We start from the raw sequence: 17,627 nt of genomic DNA, 5'->3' as shown, positions 1-17,627 counted from the left end.
TACATGACGCTCCGACGAGTCCTCGCCGAACTGGGCGCCGCAGCAACCCTCGGCGTTGCTGCGGCGATCAGCACACGTCGCCGCGCCCTGGCGGCAGTCCCTCGCGAGCTGCGGCACCCAGTGCTCTTCCTCCCGCTGAACTTCGGCAACCCGGTCACTCTGGCCATCGCTCGCCGCCTCGTGCCCTTGGCGGGAGCCGCCTCCAGGCCAGGCGTCCGCATCGAGCAGCGCACGCTGCCGGCCACGACCGGCGACCTCCCCGTCGAGGTGCTCACCTACCAGGCAGAAGGCCAAGCACCGCGCTCAGCGCTGCTTTGGATCCACGGCGGAGGAACCGTCATGGGTGCCGCTCGGCAGGAAAACACCTGGTGCAGCCGCGTTGCCGACGAACTGGGCGCTCTGGTCGTCAGCGTCGACTACCGCCTCGCACCCGAAAATCCGTACCCCGCAGCTTTGGACGATTGCTTCGGTGCGCTTAGCTGGCTTCACGCCAACGCCGCCGCCCTCGGCATCGATCCCGCCCGCATCGCCGTCGGCGGCGAAAGCGCCGGAGGCGGGCTCGCCGCCGCCGTAGTCCAGCGCGCCCACGATGCAGGAGTGCCGGTCCGGTTCCAACTCCTCATCTACCCCATGCTCGACGACCGCACGGCTCTACGCGTCGACCCTCCCGACAGTGCCATCTATACGTGGACCCCGGACTCCAACCGCTTCGCCTGGACCTCCTACCTCGGCCGCCCGCCACAGGACCTCGACGATCGCCCCTATGCTGCGGCTGCGAGGCGCAAGAACCTCGACGGGCTGCCGCCCGCGTGGATCGGCGTGGGCGACATCGACCTGTTCCACGACGAAGACGTCGACTACGCCCGACGCCTGAGCGAGGCCGGCGTCGCCTGCGAGCTGCGGGTCGAATCAGGCATGTACCACGGTGCTGATGCCTTGCTCGACGGCAAAGCACCTTCGATGACCGCTTTCCGCGCTGCCGCCCTCGACGCTCTGCGAACTGCCCTGGCAAAGCCCTGACCGCCCCGGACATGCCGAACCGGCCTCGACGGCCAGGCCGGCTCGATCAGTCGAGAGCGGGAATGGGGCGCCGGGCGACTTCGCGTGCTTCCTCGCGGGGGAGACCGAGCATGCACAGGATCATTTCCGCCATGTCAGCCGCGCTTCGTCGGCGCTGACATCGGGGCGTGCGGACTTCAGTTCCCAGAGGGCCAGCTGGCCTTCACCGAGCGCCGAGAGGGCGACGAGTGGATCGGGCACGTCGAAGCGGCCGGACGCAACGCCTTCCTCCACGTCCCGCAGGGCGCGGGGGGCGAGTCCGATCTCAGAATGGATGTGCTGCAGGCCACGACGGTTCAGGATCCGGGTCACTTCCGGATGGGCCCTGGCCAGCTGGGGCGGCGATCCGAAAAGAGGCGGCCATGACTTCAGCTGGGTCCCGGATGCCGTGCAGGTGCTCGTCGACAGCCATGTGTCGGTGAAGTCGGATCCGACCAACGTGGCCCCAATGAGCTTGCGTACCTCGCTGTTGGCGCCGTCACACCCCAAGACGATACTTGCTCGCGCATGTCCGAGTTCGCCGCGTGCATCAAGGAACGTGACAGCGTGGTTGAGGCGTACGTCCGTCGCTCCGCACTCTGCAAGCGCCGAGCGCAGGTGCCGACGGATGACACTGAGGCTTCTCGGCCGGAAGGGTTGTGACCACCACCTTGCCACGCGGCGACATCCACTGCGCGCCGGTGCCTGGGAGCATGTCAACGATTGCGCGCTCGTACACTCCAGCCTTTGCAGCGTCCGCGTTGCCTCGCCGTCCAGGACGCCGACGCGAGGTTCCGGGTCGGCCGATCACGTCGACGTCGAAGTCGGACCGGTTCATTAGTCCGTCCTTGCGCAGGTGAGACGCGCTCCGATACCGAAGATCAGAATCCACGCGGTGGATCCAGGTGGTTCAGAGGACGGCGGTCGAGCTGAGCGTCTGCCTCGTCTGCTGTGTCGACTCGGGTGCGGGCGGCAAGCCTGGCTTCGACGCCGTCGAGAAGTGACTGCAGGCCGAAGGACACATGCGGGCGAGGAGTGGCTGCGAGGGCGGCGCCGATCGCGAACGTGACGACGCTCTGGGCGGCCTGCTCGGCATCCCGTCTGGTGAGGCCGGACGCCTGGCAGACCGCCAGCAGGTGCTCGTCATGGTGGTCCCTGGCAGGGCCGTCGAGAGGCTGGACGGTCATGGTGGCCAGCAGCCAGGGGTGCCTGAGGAGCATCGAACGCAGGTTGTCCGCCATGGCCAGGAGGGCCGGACGCCATTCGAGACCGTCGAGAGCGGAGAGAGGTGTCTGCCCCCAGACGGTGTCAGCAGCCATCAGGAGCACATCGTGTCGGCTCTTGACGTGCCAGTAGAGGGCTGCCGCGGTGATACCGAGACGGCTGCCGAGTCTTCGCATGGTCAGACTCTCGATGCCGCCCTCGTCCAGAAGGGCGATGGCCGCCTGGACGATCTGCTCCTGGTGCAGAGCGTCGCGGGGCATCCCCGCGGTAGTCGGGATGGGGCTGCTCACGGCACCTTCTTGCTGTGGGAACGAGGCCGCGGCGTGCGGCTCTGGGGGGCGCGTGGCCGTCGCGCCGACGAGGACGCGGTGCCGTGCCCGTCGGCGCGGTTCATCTGGGGTCGTTGCGCTGTGTCAGCCGGGAGAGCCCGCGGGCCCGATGCTGTGCAGCAGCCGTTCTCCGGACTCACGTAGCTGGTCCTTGACCTTGTCGAGGCCGGATGCGAGCAGCGCGTGATCGCGTTTGCGCCAGGTGCCCGCCACCATCACGGCCTCGATGTTGGCGATGTCGGCGTGCAGAGCCGTGGCGACGGGGTCGTGTGCCGGCCACAGGTTGAGTGCGCGGGCGTCGACGGCGACCAGGTCGGCCTGCATGCCCGCCTCGATACGGCCCACCCGGTCGGTCAGGCCCAGTGCCTTGGCCCCATCGACCGTGGCCCAGGCAATGCGGTCGCCGTTGACGAGGACATCGGTGTGCTCGGAGTCCGGCCGGTCCGGCGTCATCGTGATGACCTGCGCCCCGCGCAGCAGTATGCGGCTCATTCAGTGGCCCCCGAACCGGGGGAGGTGTGGCTCGGCTGGGACATGGTGCGGCTCCTTGCCTCGGGCGTCATCGCCTGCACGGCGGCTTGCGTGGTCGTGAGGAAGTCCCGGGTGGCGATGTGTCCGATGTAGCCGTCGGGACGGATCAGCAGCAGCGTGTCGCCGGTCAGGCCGTAGGCACTGCGCAGCGTGTTCTGGGGGTCGGAGAAGCCCGCGGTCGATCCGATCGTGAGCCGCTTGAGCTGGGCGCCCGTCGGCGGCCAGTCGAGGAGTTCGAGGTCCCGGGCGGCGCCGGGGCCGTAGGCGATGGCGGTGAAGTGCGGTCCCTGGAAGAGGTTGAACAGGCGGGTCTCGGCGCCGTCGGCGCCGAGCAGTCGGGCGTCCGGGGCGCGGTCGCCCACGCGCAGGGTCTCGGTGCGCATGCCGTCGGCGGGGGCGAGCGGGCCGCCGTAGTAGGTCAGGGAGAGCTGCTGCTCGTCCTTGCCGCGCTTCATGCTGGAGGGGTCCAGCTTGGCGATGCCGCCCCACTTCTCCGTGGACAGACCCAGGACCCCGGCGGCGATCGGCTGCCGCTCGGCCTCGTAGGTGGCAAGGAGGGCCGGGTCGGCTCCGGCGAGGACCTGGGCGAGCTTCCAGCCCAGGTTGTAGCCGTCCTGCATACCGGTGTTCAGGCCCTGGGCACCGGCCGGGGTGTGGACGTGCGCCGCGTCGCCGACGAGGAAGACACGTCCGCGGCCGTAGTGCTCCGCGAGACGGATGTTGGGCCGGAACACGGACGTCCAGTGGATCTCGTGCAGTTGGATGTGCCGGTTGCGTGTGTGGGAGTGGATCCGGTCGATGATGGCGCCGATCTCCTGGGGCGGCCTCTCGTCGGGCGTGAGCCGGATCATCCACTGGAACATGTCGCTGTGGGGCAGCGGGCAGGCGCCGATGAGCTTGCCGCCGAGGCCGGGCCACATGTGCCACCGGTTACGGGCCAGGCCACTGACGGAGGCATCCACGATCAGCACACGGTCGGCCTCGTCCGTCGTCCCCACGAAACCGATGTCGAGCTGCTTGCGCACCGCACTGGAGCCGCCATCGGCCCCCACGGCATAGCAGGCGACGATCTCCTCGACCCCGTCCGCGCCCACCACCTTGGCGACCACCGTGTCCTCGTCCTGCGTCAGCTCCGTCAGTTCCTTGCCGAACTCGACCTCGCGGCCGAGCTCACCGAGCCGGGCGTGCAGGGCGCGGTCCGTGCGGAACTGCGGGATCAGCCAGGTGTTCGGGTACGGGACGTCCGGGGTCGCCTCCTTGTGGGGGAACATCTTCCACGGCACACCGATGGGTCCTGCATGGAGCCCGAGCTTGGGATAGATGTCGCCGCCGGCCAGTACGTCGTCGAGAGCGCCGAGGTCTTCGAGGACTTCGAGGCTGCGGGGCTGGATGCCCTTGGCACGCGAGCCGTCGAAAGCATGGGGGGACCTGTCGACGATCCGGACGTCGAGTCCGCGGCGTACGAGGTCGATCGCCAAGGCGGAGCCCGAGGGGCCGGCACCGACGATCAGTACATCGATGACCTGCGGACGGTTCATGAGTCGAGCCTTTCGGTGCGTGCGGACACGAACGGGACGAGCTGATCGGCGACGTCAAGAGGCCGTTCGAAGGGGGCCATGTGCCCGCATTTGTTAATGACGTGATGTTTCTGGGGCTTCAGCAGAGCGCGCGCCGTGTCGAACTGCGCCAGCGGCGTGACGTGGTCCTCGTCGCCCCACAGCAGCAGCGTCGGAATGCCCAGTGCCCCCGTCCGCCGGAAGAGGTCCTCACGGCCGGTGAGAGGAAGGTGCTGCAGGGTGTCGAAGGCCGCGTACATCGAGCCCTCGAAGCGGAGGCAGTCGAGGACCATCTCGGTCAGTTTCGTGCCGAGTTCGGGGTCGCGGACGTTGTGGCCGAGGTGCCCCTGGAGCAGCTGAAGGCCACGGCGGCCGGCGACCAGTCCGGCCAGCAGATCACTGCGCAGCAGCCGGTGGGGGGAGGTCAAGTGCGGTTTCGCGAGACCGGCCGGTCCGACGATGGTGAGAGTGGACACCGAAGAGCGGTACTGGGCTGCGTACGTCATGCTGACCAGCGCGCCCATGGAGGTGCCGACCAGGTGCAGGGGCCGCGCCGTCAGGCCGAGCCGGTCCGTCAGCTCGGCCAGCTGTCGCGTGAACAGCGTCTCGTCGTATCGCGCCTGTACCCGGTCGGAGTAGCCGCGGCCGTAGGCGCTGCAGGTCAGCGTGCGCAGCCCGCGGGCGTGCAGCTCGCCGACGAGGCCGTCCCAGTAGAACAGCGGGATGGTCAGAGCGCCCGCCATCAGGACCACTTCCCCGTCCTCGGGCCCCGTCAACTCGTAGTGGGTGACGCCGTCGGACAGCTCGATGAAACTGCCGCGCAGCGCCTTGCGCGAGTCGGCGGTGAGCTTGCGGTCCTCGCCCGAGGCGACGAAGTACTTCATGGAACGGGCCTCCTTGCCCTCAGTTCGCGGGGGTGTCGACGCAGGAGCCGAGGAACTTCGCGATCGCGTCCGCGACCCACTCCGGTTCCTCCTCCGGCAGCAGATGTCCGCCGTCGGGGTGGACGAGCTCCTGGGCGCCGGGGATGTCGCGGGCGAAGTGCTGGCCGTCGATGCTCGCGCTGCGCAGCACCAGCGTGGGCACCGTGATGCGGGGGATCTGCGCGCTGCGGTCCGGCTGGTCGGTGTTGCAGAAGTCGACGAAGGCCGAGCGGTTGCCGGGGCGGCTCATGAGCTGATAGGCGCGGTCCACCATGGCGTCGTCCACGATCTGCGAATACGGCCCGACGCTCTCGCGCAGGCTGCGCTCGATGGCCCCGCGAGGCATCACCCGCCTCAGCAGGGGCCGCACCAGCGGGTTGCGGGTCAGGCGCATCCCCGCGGGCACCGTCTTCTCCGGGTAGCCGGTGGCATTGACCAGAACCAGGCCCGTCAGCCGCTCCGGATGATCCAGCGCGACGTTCCAGGCGATATTGCCGCCCAGGGAATTGCCGGCCAACGCGTAGCGCGGCACGCCCAGCGCCTCCAGGAAGCCCGCCACCGTCGCGGCGTATGCCGGAACGCGGTAGTCGCGGTCCTTGCGCGGGCCAGTCAGTCCGAACGCCGGCAGGTCGGGACGGATGACATCGAACGAATCCGACAGCAGATCCGTCGCGCGGTCGAAGTGCTGCAGCGATGAGGCACTGCCGTGCAGCAGCACGAGTGCCGGGCCGTGCCCAGCACGCTTGTAGTGGATCCGCAGGCCGTCCACCTCGACGAACCGGGAATCGGGCTGGGGCTCAGACCAGGTACTCATAATGGCTACACTGTTACCGATATAGTTTCGTGTCAAGTGGAAGCCCCCGCGTGTTACGGCCACGGTGGTCTTGAGCGAGGAGATGGATCAGTTCGTGCGCCGCCCTGCCGGTCGTCCGGCGGTCCCACCGGACCGGATCGTCGCCATGGCGCTGCAGATCGTCGACGAGGAGGGAGCGGAGGCGCTGTCGATGAGGGCCCTGGCCGAGCGCCTGGGCTCGGGTACGGCGACGCTGTACCGGCATTTCGGCAACCGGGCAGAGCTCGTGGCGCAGGTCGTGGACCACATGTTCGGCCTCGTCGAACTGGACGATCGAGAACTGGCGTCGGCGAGTTGGCAGTGGTCTCTGACAGTGGTGGCACACGCCATGTTCCGCGCCTTGGGTCGGCACGGGAACGCTGCCAGGCAGCTGGCCGAGCAGATTCCCGTCGGCCCCAACGCGATGGCGCTGCGGGAGCGCTGTGTCGCGTTTTTGCTCAAGGCGGGATTCGAGGCCTCACTGGCCACATGCGCGTATGTGACGCTGGCTCGCCACGTATGTGGCCTGGCGATACAGCTCAACCATGAGAACGGCGCCGGTGGGCGGCGCAACGAGGTGCCGGTCGCTGCCCTCCGGGGCGTGGATCCGGCACGGTTCCCCGCTGTCCACTCGATCGCGGAGGCGTTGCCGGTGCTTGTCGAAGAGGTCTTCCCCTTTGGGTTGGATCCCATCCTCAGCGGGCTGGGGGACTTCCGTGATGGCGGCTGACCAGGGCAACAGCTGCGTCGAGCGTCAGGTCGTGCCCGGTGGCGGCGTCTGTCGGCGCGATCTTGTCCATCTCGGGAGTGCGGCTGGAGCGTGCCACATGCACTGGGCCACCAGGCACTCATCCCGGCCCGACGTCCCCGGCGCCCGGTGCGCGACCCCGCCCGACTTCCACGATGCCCGTGGCCGGCTTTCGCAGGTCCCCTGCCCGGCCGCCTCGTGCCACCCCACGGCCTCAAAAGACCGAGAGGCCGCACCCCGTGAGCCCGACCCCATCCATCATCATGTCGCCAGACAACCATCAAGCCGTCTGCGCACCGAGATAAGGCTGGGCCAGCCACGCACCACACTGCCCATCACCATGCCCAGACGGACTTGACCCGGCCCCTCCAACAGATAAGGGGACGGCGTGCGTCTGACGGTTACACGTGTTCCCGAGATCGGCATTCTCGCACGAAGGGCCGTCACCTCATCCCTGCGTGATCCGATCCACGCGGCGCCTCATCGACCAAGTCCTGCTGCCGCTGCTCACGCCCGACGGACCAGACAGACGTCCCCGGCCAATGCCTCCATCCGCCTTGAGCTCAGGCACAGCGGTGAGCCCTCATCGTGGCCCCGTCACCGTCACGGGAGGGGACCCGGCCGGCCGAGAAGGCCAGCGCTGCTCCTGCCCGCACGGTGCGCCGATGGCGCCGATGGCCGCTGGGTGCCCAGCGTGTTCCGCAAGCCCCCGTGGCGTGACGTCCGGGAGTATCAGCCGCACCACGATGTCAAGTACGGCAGTTCGGCACTGAACAGTTCACCGCGCTACTGAACTGACCACTGAACTGTTTCGTGCGCAACTGAACTCTTCAGCGCCGTTCAACACCGAGGGGGCTACTGCTTGTCCTTCCCCGGCAGGAACTCCTGCACCTTCGCCTTCAGACCCTGCTTGATCATGGAGCCGCGGTCCGCGTCGCCCTTCAGGATCGAGGCGGCCGTGGCCTCCATCTGCTCCCAGGTGGCGTGCGGCGGGATCGGCGGGACCGCCGGGTCGGTCAGGAACTCGATCACCGCGGGGCGGTCCGCCTCCAGGCCGGCCCGCCAGCCCGCCTCGACGTCCTCCGGCTTCTCCACGCGGATACCGGTCAGACCCAGCGAACGGGCGAAGGCGGCGTACTGCACGTCCGGGATCTCCTGCGAGGGCAGGAAGGACGGAGCGCCCTCCATGGCCCGCATCTCCCAGGTCACCTGGTTGAGGTCGTGGTTGTTGAACACGGCCACGACCAGCCGCGGGTCCTCCCACAGATCCCGGTACTTGGCCGCCGTGATCAGCTCGGCCATGCCGTTCATCTGCATCGCGCCGTCCCCGACGAGCGCGATCGCGGGCCGGTCCGGGTGCGCGAACTTCGCACCGATCGCGTACGGCACCCCGCAGCCCATCGTCGCGAGCGTGCCGGACAGCGAGGAGCGCATGCCCGGCTTCATCGTCAGGTGGCGTGCGTACCAGTTGGCCGCCGAGCCGGAGTCGGAGCTGACGATCGCGTCGGCGGGCAGCAGCGGGTCCAGCGCATGGGCGACGTACTCCGGGTTGATCGGATCGGCCGACAGCTCCGCCCGCCGCCCCATCACCTCACGCCAGCGCGTCACGTTCGCGCACACCTGGTCGTACCACTCGCTCCCGCGGTCCTCACTCAGCAGCGGGATCAGGGCCCGCAGGGTCGCCTTCGCGTCGCCGACGAGATTCACCTCGTACGGGTAACGCATCCCGACCATGTGCGGGTCGATGTCGATCTGCACCCCGCGCGCCTTGCCGAACTCCGGCATGAACTGCGTGTACGGGAAGGAGGAACCGATGGTCAGCAGGGTGTCGCAGTCCCGCATCAGCTCGTACGACGGCCGGGTGCCCAGCAGCCCGATCGAGCCGGTGACGTAAGGGAGTTCGTCACTGAGGACGTCCTTGCCGAGCAGTGCCTTGGCCACGCCGGCCTTGAGCAGTTGGGCGATGCGCTCGACCTCGGGGCGTGCCCCGGCCGCGCCCTGGCCGACCAGGATCGCCACCTTGTCACCGGAGTTGAGGATCTCGGCCGCCTGCTGGATCGACTCCTCGGACGGCACCGACGTCCAGGAGCTGCGGCCCAGGCTGGAGGGCACCATCTTGAACTCGTGCGTGGGCGCGGAGTAGTCCAGCTCCTGGACGTCGCCGGGAATGATGATCGCCGTGGGGGCGCGGCGCGCGTACGCGGTGCGGATGGCGCGGTCGATGACGTTCGGGAGCTGCTCGGGTACCGTCACCGTCTCCACGAAGTCCGAGGCGACGTCCTTGAACAGGGTGTGCAGGTCGACCTCCTGCTGGTACGAGCCGCCCATCGCCGTGCGGTGCGTCTGGCCGACGATCGCAAGGACCGGCACATGGTCGAGCTTGGCGTCGTAGAGGCCGTTGAGCAGGTGGATCGCACCGGGTCCCGAGGTCGCCGCGCACACTCCGAGACGGCCGCTGAACTTGGCGTAGCCGACCGCCTCGAACGCGGACATCTCCTCGTGCCGGGACTGGACGAAACGAGGCTTGTTCTCGGCCCGGCCCCAGGCGGCCAGCAGGCCGTTGATGCCGTCGCCCGGATAGCCGAAGACATGGTCCACGCCCCACTCGCGCAGTCGTTGCAGGACGTGGTCGGAGACCTTGGTGCTCATATGTCGACCTCCCGGGCCTTGACGTGATCGGACGGCTGTCGTCTGCGGGCCGAGTCACCCGGTGGGCTTCCGGAAAACATGTGGGGGTGTTTGCGGTCCGGGGCCCGGGGCAGGCGCAGTTCCAGTGCTTCGGACAGGAGGCACGTCCGTGGGAACGGCCCCTGAGCCGCCCAGGTCGCGCCTGTCTCGAACGTGCGGCCGCACTCCCACGGTGACCGTCCACCCCAGAGCACCTTCAAGGGAGTTGCGACGCACCATGCCCACCAAAGTGAGCGCGAAGCACCACCCGCACGACGACGCCCCCGACACCGCCGACGCCTTCCGGAAGCTCGCCAAGCTCCCCCCGGGCCAGCAGCGCGACACGCTGCGCGAGCAGATCGTGGAGGCCTGGCTGCCGATGGCCGAACGCCTCGCGGGACGCTTCCGCAGCCGCGGCGAGAGCTTCGAGGACCTGCGGCAGGTCGCCGCCCTCGGCCTGGTCAAGGCCGTCGACCGGTACGACCCCGAACTCGGCAACGCCTTCGAGAGCTACGCCGTGCCCACCATCACCGGCGAGATCAAACGGCACTTCCGTGACCACATGTGGACCCTGCACGTACCGCGCCGGGTCCAGGACCTGCGCAACCGCGTCCGGTTCGCCACCCAGGACCTCTCCCAGACCATCTCGGGCCGCAGGCCCACGGTCGCGGAGATCGCCGAGCACGCCAACATGAGCGAGGAGGACGTCCTGGTCGGGCTGGAGGCGCTGGAGAGCTTCACCGCGCTCTCGCTCGACGCCGAACTGCCCGGCAGCGAGGACGGCTACTCGCTGAGCGACGCCCTCGGCTCGCCCGACCCCGCGCTGGACACCGTCGTGGACCGCGAGTCCGTCAAGCCGCGGCTGGCCGCGCTTCCCGAGCGGGAGCGGGCCATCCTGTACATGCGGTTCTTCGGCGACATGACGCAGAGCCGGATCGCCGAACAGCTCGGCATCTCCCAGATGCATGTGTCACGGCTGATCAGCCGCTGCTGCACCCGGATGCGGGACCAGATCATGCACGAGGCCGCATAGCCAGTGCCAGATGGCGCGACATCAGGTCCATCGCCTGCGCCTCCGCCATCGAGAACGCCAGCCGGGGCCCGCACCGGAACAACGTGAGCACGCCCCGCACGGCGTCCCCGTCCTTCAGCGGCACACACAGCAGTGACGTGACGTTCGCTGCTACGAGGACGGGGGCGCCGGCCGCGGTCCTGCCGAACCCCTCCGGGTCCGGAGGACGGATCTGCAGGGCCGGGGACCCGGTCCTGGCCGTCTCGACGACCAGGGGGCAGTCGGCCGGATCCTGCCCCTCGAGCGCGGCCGTGTCCCCGTCCGGCGGGGCCAGCACGGTCGTCCGTGCCAGGCCGCCCGCCTCCGCGTCGGCGATCACCCAGTCGGCGAACCTGCCGTGCAGGACCCGCGCCGCGGCCTCCAGGGCGCCCTGCCGGTCCGTGGTGAGCAGGGCCGTGGTCATCGCGTCCAGGAGGTCCATCACGGCCGCGTGCCGAGTCGTCTCGGCGAGATCCGGCAGCTGCCGCACGGGCGGTTCCGCCGGTGCGGCGGGGGCCCCGGGTCCGCCGGGCTGCAGGACCACCAGGACCGTCGTGCGGGGTTCACCGCTCGGGCGTACGGCCGCCAGCGTGGCGTGCACCGGGACGGACGGCTGCTGCTGGAGGCGGACGGTGAGACTGCGGTCGCCCTCGCCGCGGGCCACCGCCGCGGCCTGCGAACGGAACGCGGCCCGGTCGGCGTGGGCCAGGAAACCGGTCAGCGGGCGGCCCGTGGCATAACCGGACCGCACACCGGTGAAGGCGGTCGCCGCGCCGTTCAGCCGACGCACCACCGTCTCCTTGTCGACCAGCGCGACCGGCAGCGGGAGGCGCTGGAAAACGGTGCGCAGCAGCTGCTGCTCCTGACGGTCCGCCGAGGCGCGGGTGCGGACCGGCCCTGCTTCCGAGAGCTGCTCGTACCGGGGCCACAACTGGCCGACCACATGGTCGAGTTCGAAGATCGCCGCGTCCAGGACCGTGGGCAGATCCCCGCCCGACATGGACCGTGCCGACTTCAACTCCGCGACGCGGCGCACAAAATCCGCAAGGTCTTCACCGAACTCGTCCGTCTGCGTCATGCGACGAAAGTAGCGCGACTCCCGTTCAAGACCATCGTTTTCGGACCGGGTGAAGGGGAAGGCGGGCGGGGAGAGGAGGAGTGCAACCATGCCGGACACCGGGCCTCACACCCGTAGTTGGGGAACGGAGGCGACCGAACCCGCTCTGCCCGGACGGCGGCTGTCGGAACTGGTCGAGGAGGCCGCCCGCTGTACCGTCGAGTGCTGTGGAGCGAGCGGAATGGTGGCCGAGGGCGGCAGCGAGCGTCCCGCGGCCGTCACCCATCCCGACCTCGCCCCGCTCGTCGCCGTGCAGCTGCGCTCCGGGGACGGGCCCATCCCGACCGCCCTGGAACGCGGGGAGCCCGCCCGCTGCTCCGACCTGCTGCACGAGGACCGCTGGCCCGAGTACCGCGCCCTCGCGCTCGACTCCGGGGTGCGCTCCAGCGTGACCCTGCCCTTCCGGCGCTCCGGTCTGGCGGTGACGCTCAGCCTCTACAGCTTCCGGCCCGGCGCCCTGGCGGACGCCCCGCACGGGCCCGCCCGGGCGCTCGGCGACTTCGCCATGACCTGCCTGGTCCGCGACCGCTCCTACCGCGCCGCGCTCACCGAGCTCGACCAGCTCGGCACCGCCCTGCGCTCCCGCCCCGTCGTCGACCAGGCCTGCGGCATCGTGATGCATGTGCTGGGCTGCGACGCCGACGCCGCGTTCGGGGTGCTGCGCCGCCTCTCACAGGGCAGCAACCGCAAGCTGACCGACGTGGCGGCGGCGGTGGTCGAGCGGCGCGGGCGGGGGCTCGAGGGGGATCTGACGGCGCTGCTGAACTGAGTGCCCTGCACCGGGCCCCTGGCCCCTGGGCGACGCGGAGGGCCGTGTCACCCGCTCGGCCGTCCTTGTAGCGCGAATGGGGCTCGGCCGCGCGCGCCTGGCCGCCGGGCGGGCTGTGATGGGCTATGGGGCACGACTCCGTGCTCCTGAGAAGTCACCCGTCGAAGGAGCCTTCCCCATGCCTCGCACCGCCCGTGTCCTGTCCGTCGCAGCCCTGGCCGGTGCCACCCTCGGCTTCGCCTCGGCCGCCTACGCGGACTCGGCCGCAGAGGGCGGCCCGAGCAGCGTCTCCCCGGGCGGCAGCGTCACCGTCTCGATCGCCTGCGAAGCCACCGGCGGACCGCCGCCCGCCACCGTCGACGCCGTCTCACAGGCCCATGCCAGGAGCGGGAACCCCGCGAGAGCCGACGGCACCTGCGTGACGTCGCCCGGCGCCAAGGGCAGGACCTGGAGCGCCGCTTCCCACGTGAACCGCGGCGACGGCAGTGATGGGGCCGGGCCCGGTGAGAGCGGGAGCGACGGTGGTCCGACCGGCGACAACGGCGGCGGCGGGCGTGGTGACGACGGCGGCGGTGGCGGTGGCGGACGGGGAGACAACGGCGGCGGTGAGGGCTCCGATCTCGGCGCAGGTGCCGTCGGCGGCGGCGATGCCGGGGACGGCGGCGGCCATGACCAAGGCCGGCCCTGCACCGAGCCGGACTCCGACTCCTGCGCCGGCGCGGGCATGCAGAACGGACGCGAGCACGACATGCAGCACGGGGTGGAGGCCGGTGCGGGCGGCACCTTCTCCGACTCCGTGCCCGCTCTCGTCGCAGGCGGCCTCCTGATCGCCTGCGCACTGGGTGCCGCCACCTACCGGTTGTGGCCGAAGGACTCCGTCTGGGACCGCTGACCCGCCGGGCGACCGGCGAAACCCGTGCGCACTCGGATGCAGCAGCGGCACTCTGGGTACTCGTAGCACGGCGACGGACACGGCACAGGGACTGCGGAGGTACGCATGCGGCGGACGGACCCGGAAGGCCACGGCCCCGTCCGCTACGGCCCGCCGCTTCCCGAGGACGGGCTGCCCGTGCCGCCCGAGCTCACCGCCGTGCTCGCCGCGGCCGCCGCCCGGGCCGACGGTGAGCCGATCGGCGGCGGAGCCGAGCTGATCGAGGCCGCGTGCGGATACTGGGAGCGGCGCGGACTGTCCGCCGCAGCCGACCGCGTGGCCGCCGGCCCCGGCGCCCCCGCCCTGCTGCTCGCACTGACCGCCGCGCTCGGCGGTGACGTCCTGGTGCCGAGGCCCTGTGCCGCCTGGTGGGCACCGTACGCACGCCTGTTGGGCAGACCCGTGTTCCATGTGGCGACGCCGGCCGAATGCGGTGGCGTCCCGGATCCGTACGCCCTCCTGGAGACCGTGCGCAGGGTGCGCGCCGAGGGCGGTGACCCGCGGCTGCTGGTGCTGTCGGTCGCCGACGACCCCACCGCCACGGTCGCCCCGCCCGAGGTCCTGCACGAGTGCGTGGAGGCCGCCGCCGGGGAGGGACTGCACCTGGTCAGCGACGAGACCTGGCGCGACACCCTGCACGCACCGCACGACACCGTGCTCCTCAGCCCCGCCGAGATGCTGCCCGACCAGGTCACCGTCGTCACCGACCTGGCGGGCGCACTGCTGCCGCCCGGCTGGCCGGCCGCGGTCGCCCGATTCCCGGCGGGCGACACGGGCGCCGACCTCCACGCGCGCGTGCTCGACGTGCTCACCGCGCTCGGCGCCCGCATCGCCGGCCCCCTCGCCGCCCCGGCCGCCTACGCACTCGGGGAGCCGGAGCCCGTCACCGCGCGCATGGCGGCCGCCGTGCGCCTGCACGCGCGCGTGGCCGCCGCCGTGCACGCGGCGGTCGTCGCGGCGGGCACCCTGTCCCGCCCCCCGCAGGCCGGCCGCCACCTCTACGCCGACCTCGGCCCGCTGCGCTCCGCGCTCTCCGAGCACGGCGTCGGCGACGCACAGGAACTGGAGGACTTCCTCGCCGCCCGGCTCGGCATGCCCGCACCGGGCGGCCACCGCTTCGGCGACGAACTCGGCGCCCTGCGCGTCCGCCTCTCCACCGGCCCGCTGCTGGGCCGCACGGACGAGGAACGCGCGGAATGTCTCACATCACCCACGCCGTTGGAACTGCCACATGTGCAACGCGCGTTGAGCCATGTGAAGTCGGTCTTCGACGATCTCCGCGACGACGCTCAGCGATGGGAGCCTCCTCGATGACGCAACAGTCCGAGTCGACCACCACCACGAGCACGAGCACGACCACCCGGGAAGCCGACGGGACGGCGTCAGGGCCAGGATCGGCCCCCGCCCTTCCGCCGCTCGCCGAACCCCGCTCGCCGGGCGAGCGCCGGGTGTGGCCGCGCACCTTCCACGACCGCCTGACCGCCCCGCTGCCCGGCCTGAAAGCCATGGCCCGCTTCGCCCGCGAGGGCTCCATCCGCCCCGGGCGCGAGGGCCTGGCCGACATCCCCCGGCTCCCCTTCGAACCCGCCCCGCTGCCCCGCGTCGACGCCCGTACCGTCGCCGTCTCCTGGGCGGGACACGCCAGTTGGATCGTCCGGATCGGCGGCCTGACCGTCCTGACCGACCCCGTGTGGTCCCGCCGCATCCTCGGCACGCCCGCCCGCATCACCCCGGTCGGAATCCCCTGGGAGTCCCTGCCGCCCGTCGATGCGGTCGTCATCAGCCACAACCACTACGATCACCTGGACGCGCCCACCCTGCGCCGACTCCCGCGGACCACCCCGGTGTTCGTCCCCGCAGGCCTCGCCCGCTGGTTCCACCGCCGCCGCTTCACCAACGTCACCGAACTGGACTGGTGGGAGGCGGCCGAACTCGGCGGCGTACGCTTCGACTTCGTCCCCGCCCACCACTGGTCCAAGCGCACCCTCACCGACGCCTGCCACTCCCTGTGGGGCGGCTGGGTGCTGACGGACCCCGACGGCCAACGCGTCTACTTCGCGGGCGACACGGGATACGGCCACTGGTTCTCCCGGATCGGCGAGCGCTACCCGGGCATCGACCTCGCCCTCCTCCCCATCGGCGCCTACGACCCCCGCTGGTGGCTCAGCGACGTCCACTGCGACCCGGAGGAGGCGGTACGGGCGGCCCAGGACCTGGGAGCACAGAGGATGGCCCCGATGCACTGGGGCACGTTCGTACTGTCGGCGGAACCGGTACTCGAGCCGCTCACGCGGGTGCGAACGGCCTGGGAGAAGGCGGGCTTGGATCGGGATGACCTGTGGGACCTCCCGATTGGAGCCTCGCGGGTACTGCAGCTTTCTTAGGGGCCGCGGGGCTGTATCGATATGCGGCTCCGCCGCGTGAGCGCGACCGACCACAACGAACCCGCACCCCGCAACGCACCCTTACCTGGCAGACCGAACCCGCTTCCAAACACTCGGCGCCGCGCTGATCACCACGGTCAGCGCGACCGCCGCCACCACACCTTCCCAAGGCTCCTTGAACAGCGACCCACCCAGAATCCCGATCACCTGATACGTGACGGCCCAGGCCAGACACGCCGGCAGATTCCCCCGGGCAAACCGACGCAACGGCCACTCGGCCATAAGACAAGCCAGCATCACCGGAATCCGCCCGGCCGGCACCAGCCGGGAAAGCACCAGCACCGCAACCCCGTGCTCCGCCAGCTTCGACTGCGCCTGCGCAAGCCGCTCCTCCGGCGCCCGCGCCCGAATCGCCTTCAGCCACCGCGACCCGTTCTTCGACCGCATCCCGCGCCGCCCCAGCCAGTACAGCGCCGCATCCCCGAGAAACGCCGCCAGTGACGCCGTCACGAACACCAGCGCCAACGCGAACGGCGCCGTCTGATGAAAGGCAACCACGGCCGCCGAACTCACCAGCGCCCCCGTGGGAATCACCGGCACCAGCGCCCCGAACAGCACCAGCAGAAACAGCGAGGGATAGCCGATCGCCCGCTGCGTCGACTCCGGAGGCACGATCGCCGTCGTGGCGGCAAGCCACGTCACCGTGCGACCTCCAGGCGCACACTCTCCCCGTGCCCGAGCCGGTGCACCGCGACCTCCGGCGCGTGCTCCGCCGCGAGGCGCACGAACTCGTCGCCGGGCGCGTGGAATTCATGGGGGCGCACGGCGTCCATCCCGATCGGCCAGTACGTGCCGTAGTGCACCGGCACCGCACTGCGCGGCGCCAGCCGGGCCAGCGCCTGGGCCGCCCGCCCCGCATCCAGATGCCCGGTGCCGAGGTAGGGCCCCCAGCCGCCCACCGGCAGCAGGGCCACGTCGACCGGCCCGACCTCCTGCTCCATCGCGTCGAACAGCCCCGTGTCCCCGGCGAAGTACGTCCGCACCTCGCCCTCGATCACATAGCCCAGAGCAGGCGAGCGATGCGGCCCGAGCGGCAGCCGCCGGCCGTCGTGCCATGCGGGAACCGCGCGTACGACCACGTCACCGACCGTCACCCGGTCCCCGGGTGCCACCTCGCTCACCGTGAGGTGGCTGAGCCGGCGCAGGCCCGGCACGGCCCGGGGCGCGCCCCGGGGCACCAGCAGGCGGGTGCCCTCGACGAGCCGTTCCAGCGACGGAACGTGCAGGTGGTCGGCGTGCAGATGCGACACCAGCGCCACGTCCGCGCGCCAGGCGCCGGGCGGCGGCAGCGCCCCGCGACGGCGGCGGAGATGGGCGAGACGGCGCGCGAAGAGAGGGTCCGTGAGCAGCCGTACGCCCGAGTCCGCGACCGTACAGGTCGCGTGACCCCACCAGGTGATCTCCACCGGCACCTCTTTGCCTCCTTCGCGCGACTCCCCGAAGCCTACGGGCAGGAGTAGGGTCGGC

17 protein-coding genes are annotated in these 17,627 nt (G+C 70.7%); 7 read left to right on the top strand and 10 right to left on the bottom strand.

Annotated elements, in window-relative coordinates:
• Positions 1 to 3: 3 nt before the first annotated feature.
• Positions 4 to 1,020, top strand: coding sequence for an alpha/beta hydrolase (locus ACFY1E_RS19010; protein ID WP_351924632.1), 1,017 nt, complete (start codon positions 4 to 6; stop codon positions 1,018 to 1,020).
• 120 nt (positions 1,021 to 1,140) lie between these two features.
• Here ACFY1E_RS19010 and ACFY1E_RS19005 read toward each other — a convergent pair whose 3' ends face one another.
• From ACFY1E_RS19005 to ACFY1E_RS18980, 6 genes are all read right to left on the bottom strand, one after another.
• Positions 1,141 to 1,371, bottom strand: coding sequence for a hypothetical protein (locus tag ACFY1E_RS19005; protein ID WP_389077234.1), 231 nt, complete (start codon positions 1,369 to 1,371; stop codon positions 1,141 to 1,143).
• A gap of 548 nt (positions 1,372 to 1,919) precedes the next feature.
• Positions 1,920 to 2,552 carry a TetR/AcrR family transcriptional regulator C-terminal domain-containing protein gene (locus tag ACFY1E_RS19000; protein WP_389077232.1) on the bottom strand — a complete coding sequence of 211 codons (633 nt, stop codon included), beginning with the start codon at positions 2,550 to 2,552 and terminating at the stop codon, positions 1,920 to 1,922.
• A gap of 123 nt (positions 2,553 to 2,675) precedes the next feature.
• The gene (locus ACFY1E_RS18995; RefSeq protein ID WP_389077229.1) at positions 2,676 to 3,083 is read right to left on the bottom strand and encodes an amidohydrolase family protein; all 408 of its coding nucleotides are present in this window, start codon (positions 3,081 to 3,083) and stop codon (positions 2,676 to 2,678) included.
• Entirely contained in the window at positions 3,080 to 4,660 is a 1,581-nt protein-coding gene (locus ACFY1E_RS18990) for an FAD-dependent oxidoreductase (RefSeq protein WP_389077226.1), read from the bottom strand. Before ACFY1E_RS18990 ends, ACFY1E_RS18995 begins: the two co-directional genes overlap by 4 nt.
• Positions 4,657 to 5,562, bottom strand: a complete 906-nt coding sequence (locus ACFY1E_RS18985) for an alpha/beta fold hydrolase (RefSeq protein ID WP_389077224.1) — start codon at positions 5,560 to 5,562, stop codon at positions 4,657 to 4,659. The genes ACFY1E_RS18990 and ACFY1E_RS18985 overlap by 4 nt, the downstream gene beginning before the upstream one ends.
• A 19-nt stretch (positions 5,563 to 5,581) precedes the next feature.
• The gene (locus ACFY1E_RS18980) at positions 5,582 to 6,415 is read right to left on the bottom strand and encodes an alpha/beta fold hydrolase (protein ID WP_389077222.1); all 834 of its coding nucleotides are present in this window, start codon (positions 6,413 to 6,415) and stop codon (positions 5,582 to 5,584) included.
• 82 nt (positions 6,416 to 6,497) lie between these two features.
• Here ACFY1E_RS18980 and ACFY1E_RS18975 point away from each other — a divergent pair, with 82 nt between their 5' ends.
• On the top strand, positions 6,498 to 7,163 hold the full coding sequence (locus tag ACFY1E_RS18975; protein ID WP_389077219.1) for a TetR/AcrR family transcriptional regulator: 666 nt from the start codon (positions 6,498 to 6,500) through the stop codon (positions 7,161 to 7,163).
• An 873-nt stretch (positions 7,164 to 8,036) separates the two neighbouring features.
• Here ACFY1E_RS18975 and ACFY1E_RS18970 read toward each other — a convergent pair.
• On the bottom strand, positions 8,037 to 9,830 hold the full coding sequence (locus ACFY1E_RS18970; protein WP_389077217.1) for a thiamine pyrophosphate-requiring protein: 1,794 nt from the start codon (positions 9,828 to 9,830) through the stop codon (positions 8,037 to 8,039).
• Positions 9,831 to 10,086: 256 nt separating this feature from the next.
• Here ACFY1E_RS18970 and ACFY1E_RS18965 point away from each other — a divergent pair, with 256 nt between their 5' ends.
• A complete protein-coding gene (locus tag ACFY1E_RS18965) occupies positions 10,087 to 10,881 on the top strand; it encodes an RNA polymerase sigma factor SigF (protein WP_389077215.1) in 795 nt (264 codons plus the stop codon).
• On the opposite strand, the gene ACFY1E_RS18960 is transcribed toward ACFY1E_RS18965, so the two are convergent.
• On the bottom strand, positions 10,862 to 11,977 hold the full coding sequence (locus ACFY1E_RS18960; RefSeq protein WP_389077213.1) for a GAF domain-containing protein: 1,116 nt from the start codon (positions 11,975 to 11,977) through the stop codon (positions 10,862 to 10,864). The two genes, ACFY1E_RS18965 and ACFY1E_RS18960, sit on opposite strands and share 20 nt — an antisense overlap.
• An 88-nt stretch (positions 11,978 to 12,065) precedes the next feature.
• Between ACFY1E_RS18960 and ACFY1E_RS18955 the strand changes: the two genes are divergently transcribed.
• The 4 genes from ACFY1E_RS18955 (at position 12,066) to ACFY1E_RS18940 (ending at position 16,100) form a co-directional block, all read left to right on the top strand.
• Positions 12,066 to 12,785, top strand: coding sequence for an ANTAR domain-containing response regulator (locus ACFY1E_RS18955; RefSeq protein ID WP_389077210.1), 720 nt, complete (start codon positions 12,066 to 12,068; stop codon positions 12,783 to 12,785).
• 178 nt (positions 12,786 to 12,963) lie between these two features.
• The gene (locus ACFY1E_RS18950) at positions 12,964 to 13,677 is read left to right on the top strand and encodes a hypothetical protein (RefSeq protein ID WP_389077209.1); all 714 of its coding nucleotides are present in this window, start codon (positions 12,964 to 12,966) and stop codon (positions 13,675 to 13,677) included.
• A 105-nt stretch (positions 13,678 to 13,782) separates the two neighbouring features.
• Positions 13,783 to 15,030 (top strand): aminotransferase class I/II-fold pyridoxal phosphate-dependent enzyme, encoded by a 1,248-nt coding sequence (locus tag ACFY1E_RS18945; RefSeq protein WP_389077207.1) that lies wholly within the window; start codon positions 13,783 to 13,785, stop codon positions 15,028 to 15,030.
• Positions 15,027 to 16,100, top strand: coding sequence for an MBL fold metallo-hydrolase (locus ACFY1E_RS18940; RefSeq protein WP_389077205.1), 1,074 nt, complete (start codon positions 15,027 to 15,029; stop codon positions 16,098 to 16,100). Before ACFY1E_RS18945 ends, ACFY1E_RS18940 begins: the two co-directional genes overlap by 4 nt.
• 81 nt (positions 16,101 to 16,181) lie before the next feature.
• On the opposite strand, the gene ACFY1E_RS18935 is transcribed toward ACFY1E_RS18940, so the two are convergent.
• Complete coding sequence (locus ACFY1E_RS18935) at positions 16,182 to 16,802, bottom strand: DedA family protein (RefSeq protein WP_389077202.1); 621 nt, start codon at positions 16,800 to 16,802, stop codon at positions 16,182 to 16,184.
• The gene (locus ACFY1E_RS18930) at positions 16,799 to 17,572 is read right to left on the bottom strand and encodes an MBL fold metallo-hydrolase (RefSeq protein ID WP_389077200.1); all 774 of its coding nucleotides are present in this window, start codon (positions 17,570 to 17,572) and stop codon (positions 16,799 to 16,801) included. The genes ACFY1E_RS18935 and ACFY1E_RS18930 overlap by 4 nt, the downstream gene beginning before the upstream one ends.
• Between the last annotated feature and the right edge of the window lie 55 nt (positions 17,573 to 17,627).

Source organism: Streptomyces sp. NPDC001604 (assembly GCF_042893475.1).
In the GTDB taxonomy this organism is placed as follows: Bacteria; Actinomycetota; Actinomycetes; order Streptomycetales; family Streptomycetaceae; genus Streptomyces.
Note: the sequence above shows the minus strand (reverse complement) of the source record. Positions and strands in the feature narration are given on the sequence as shown.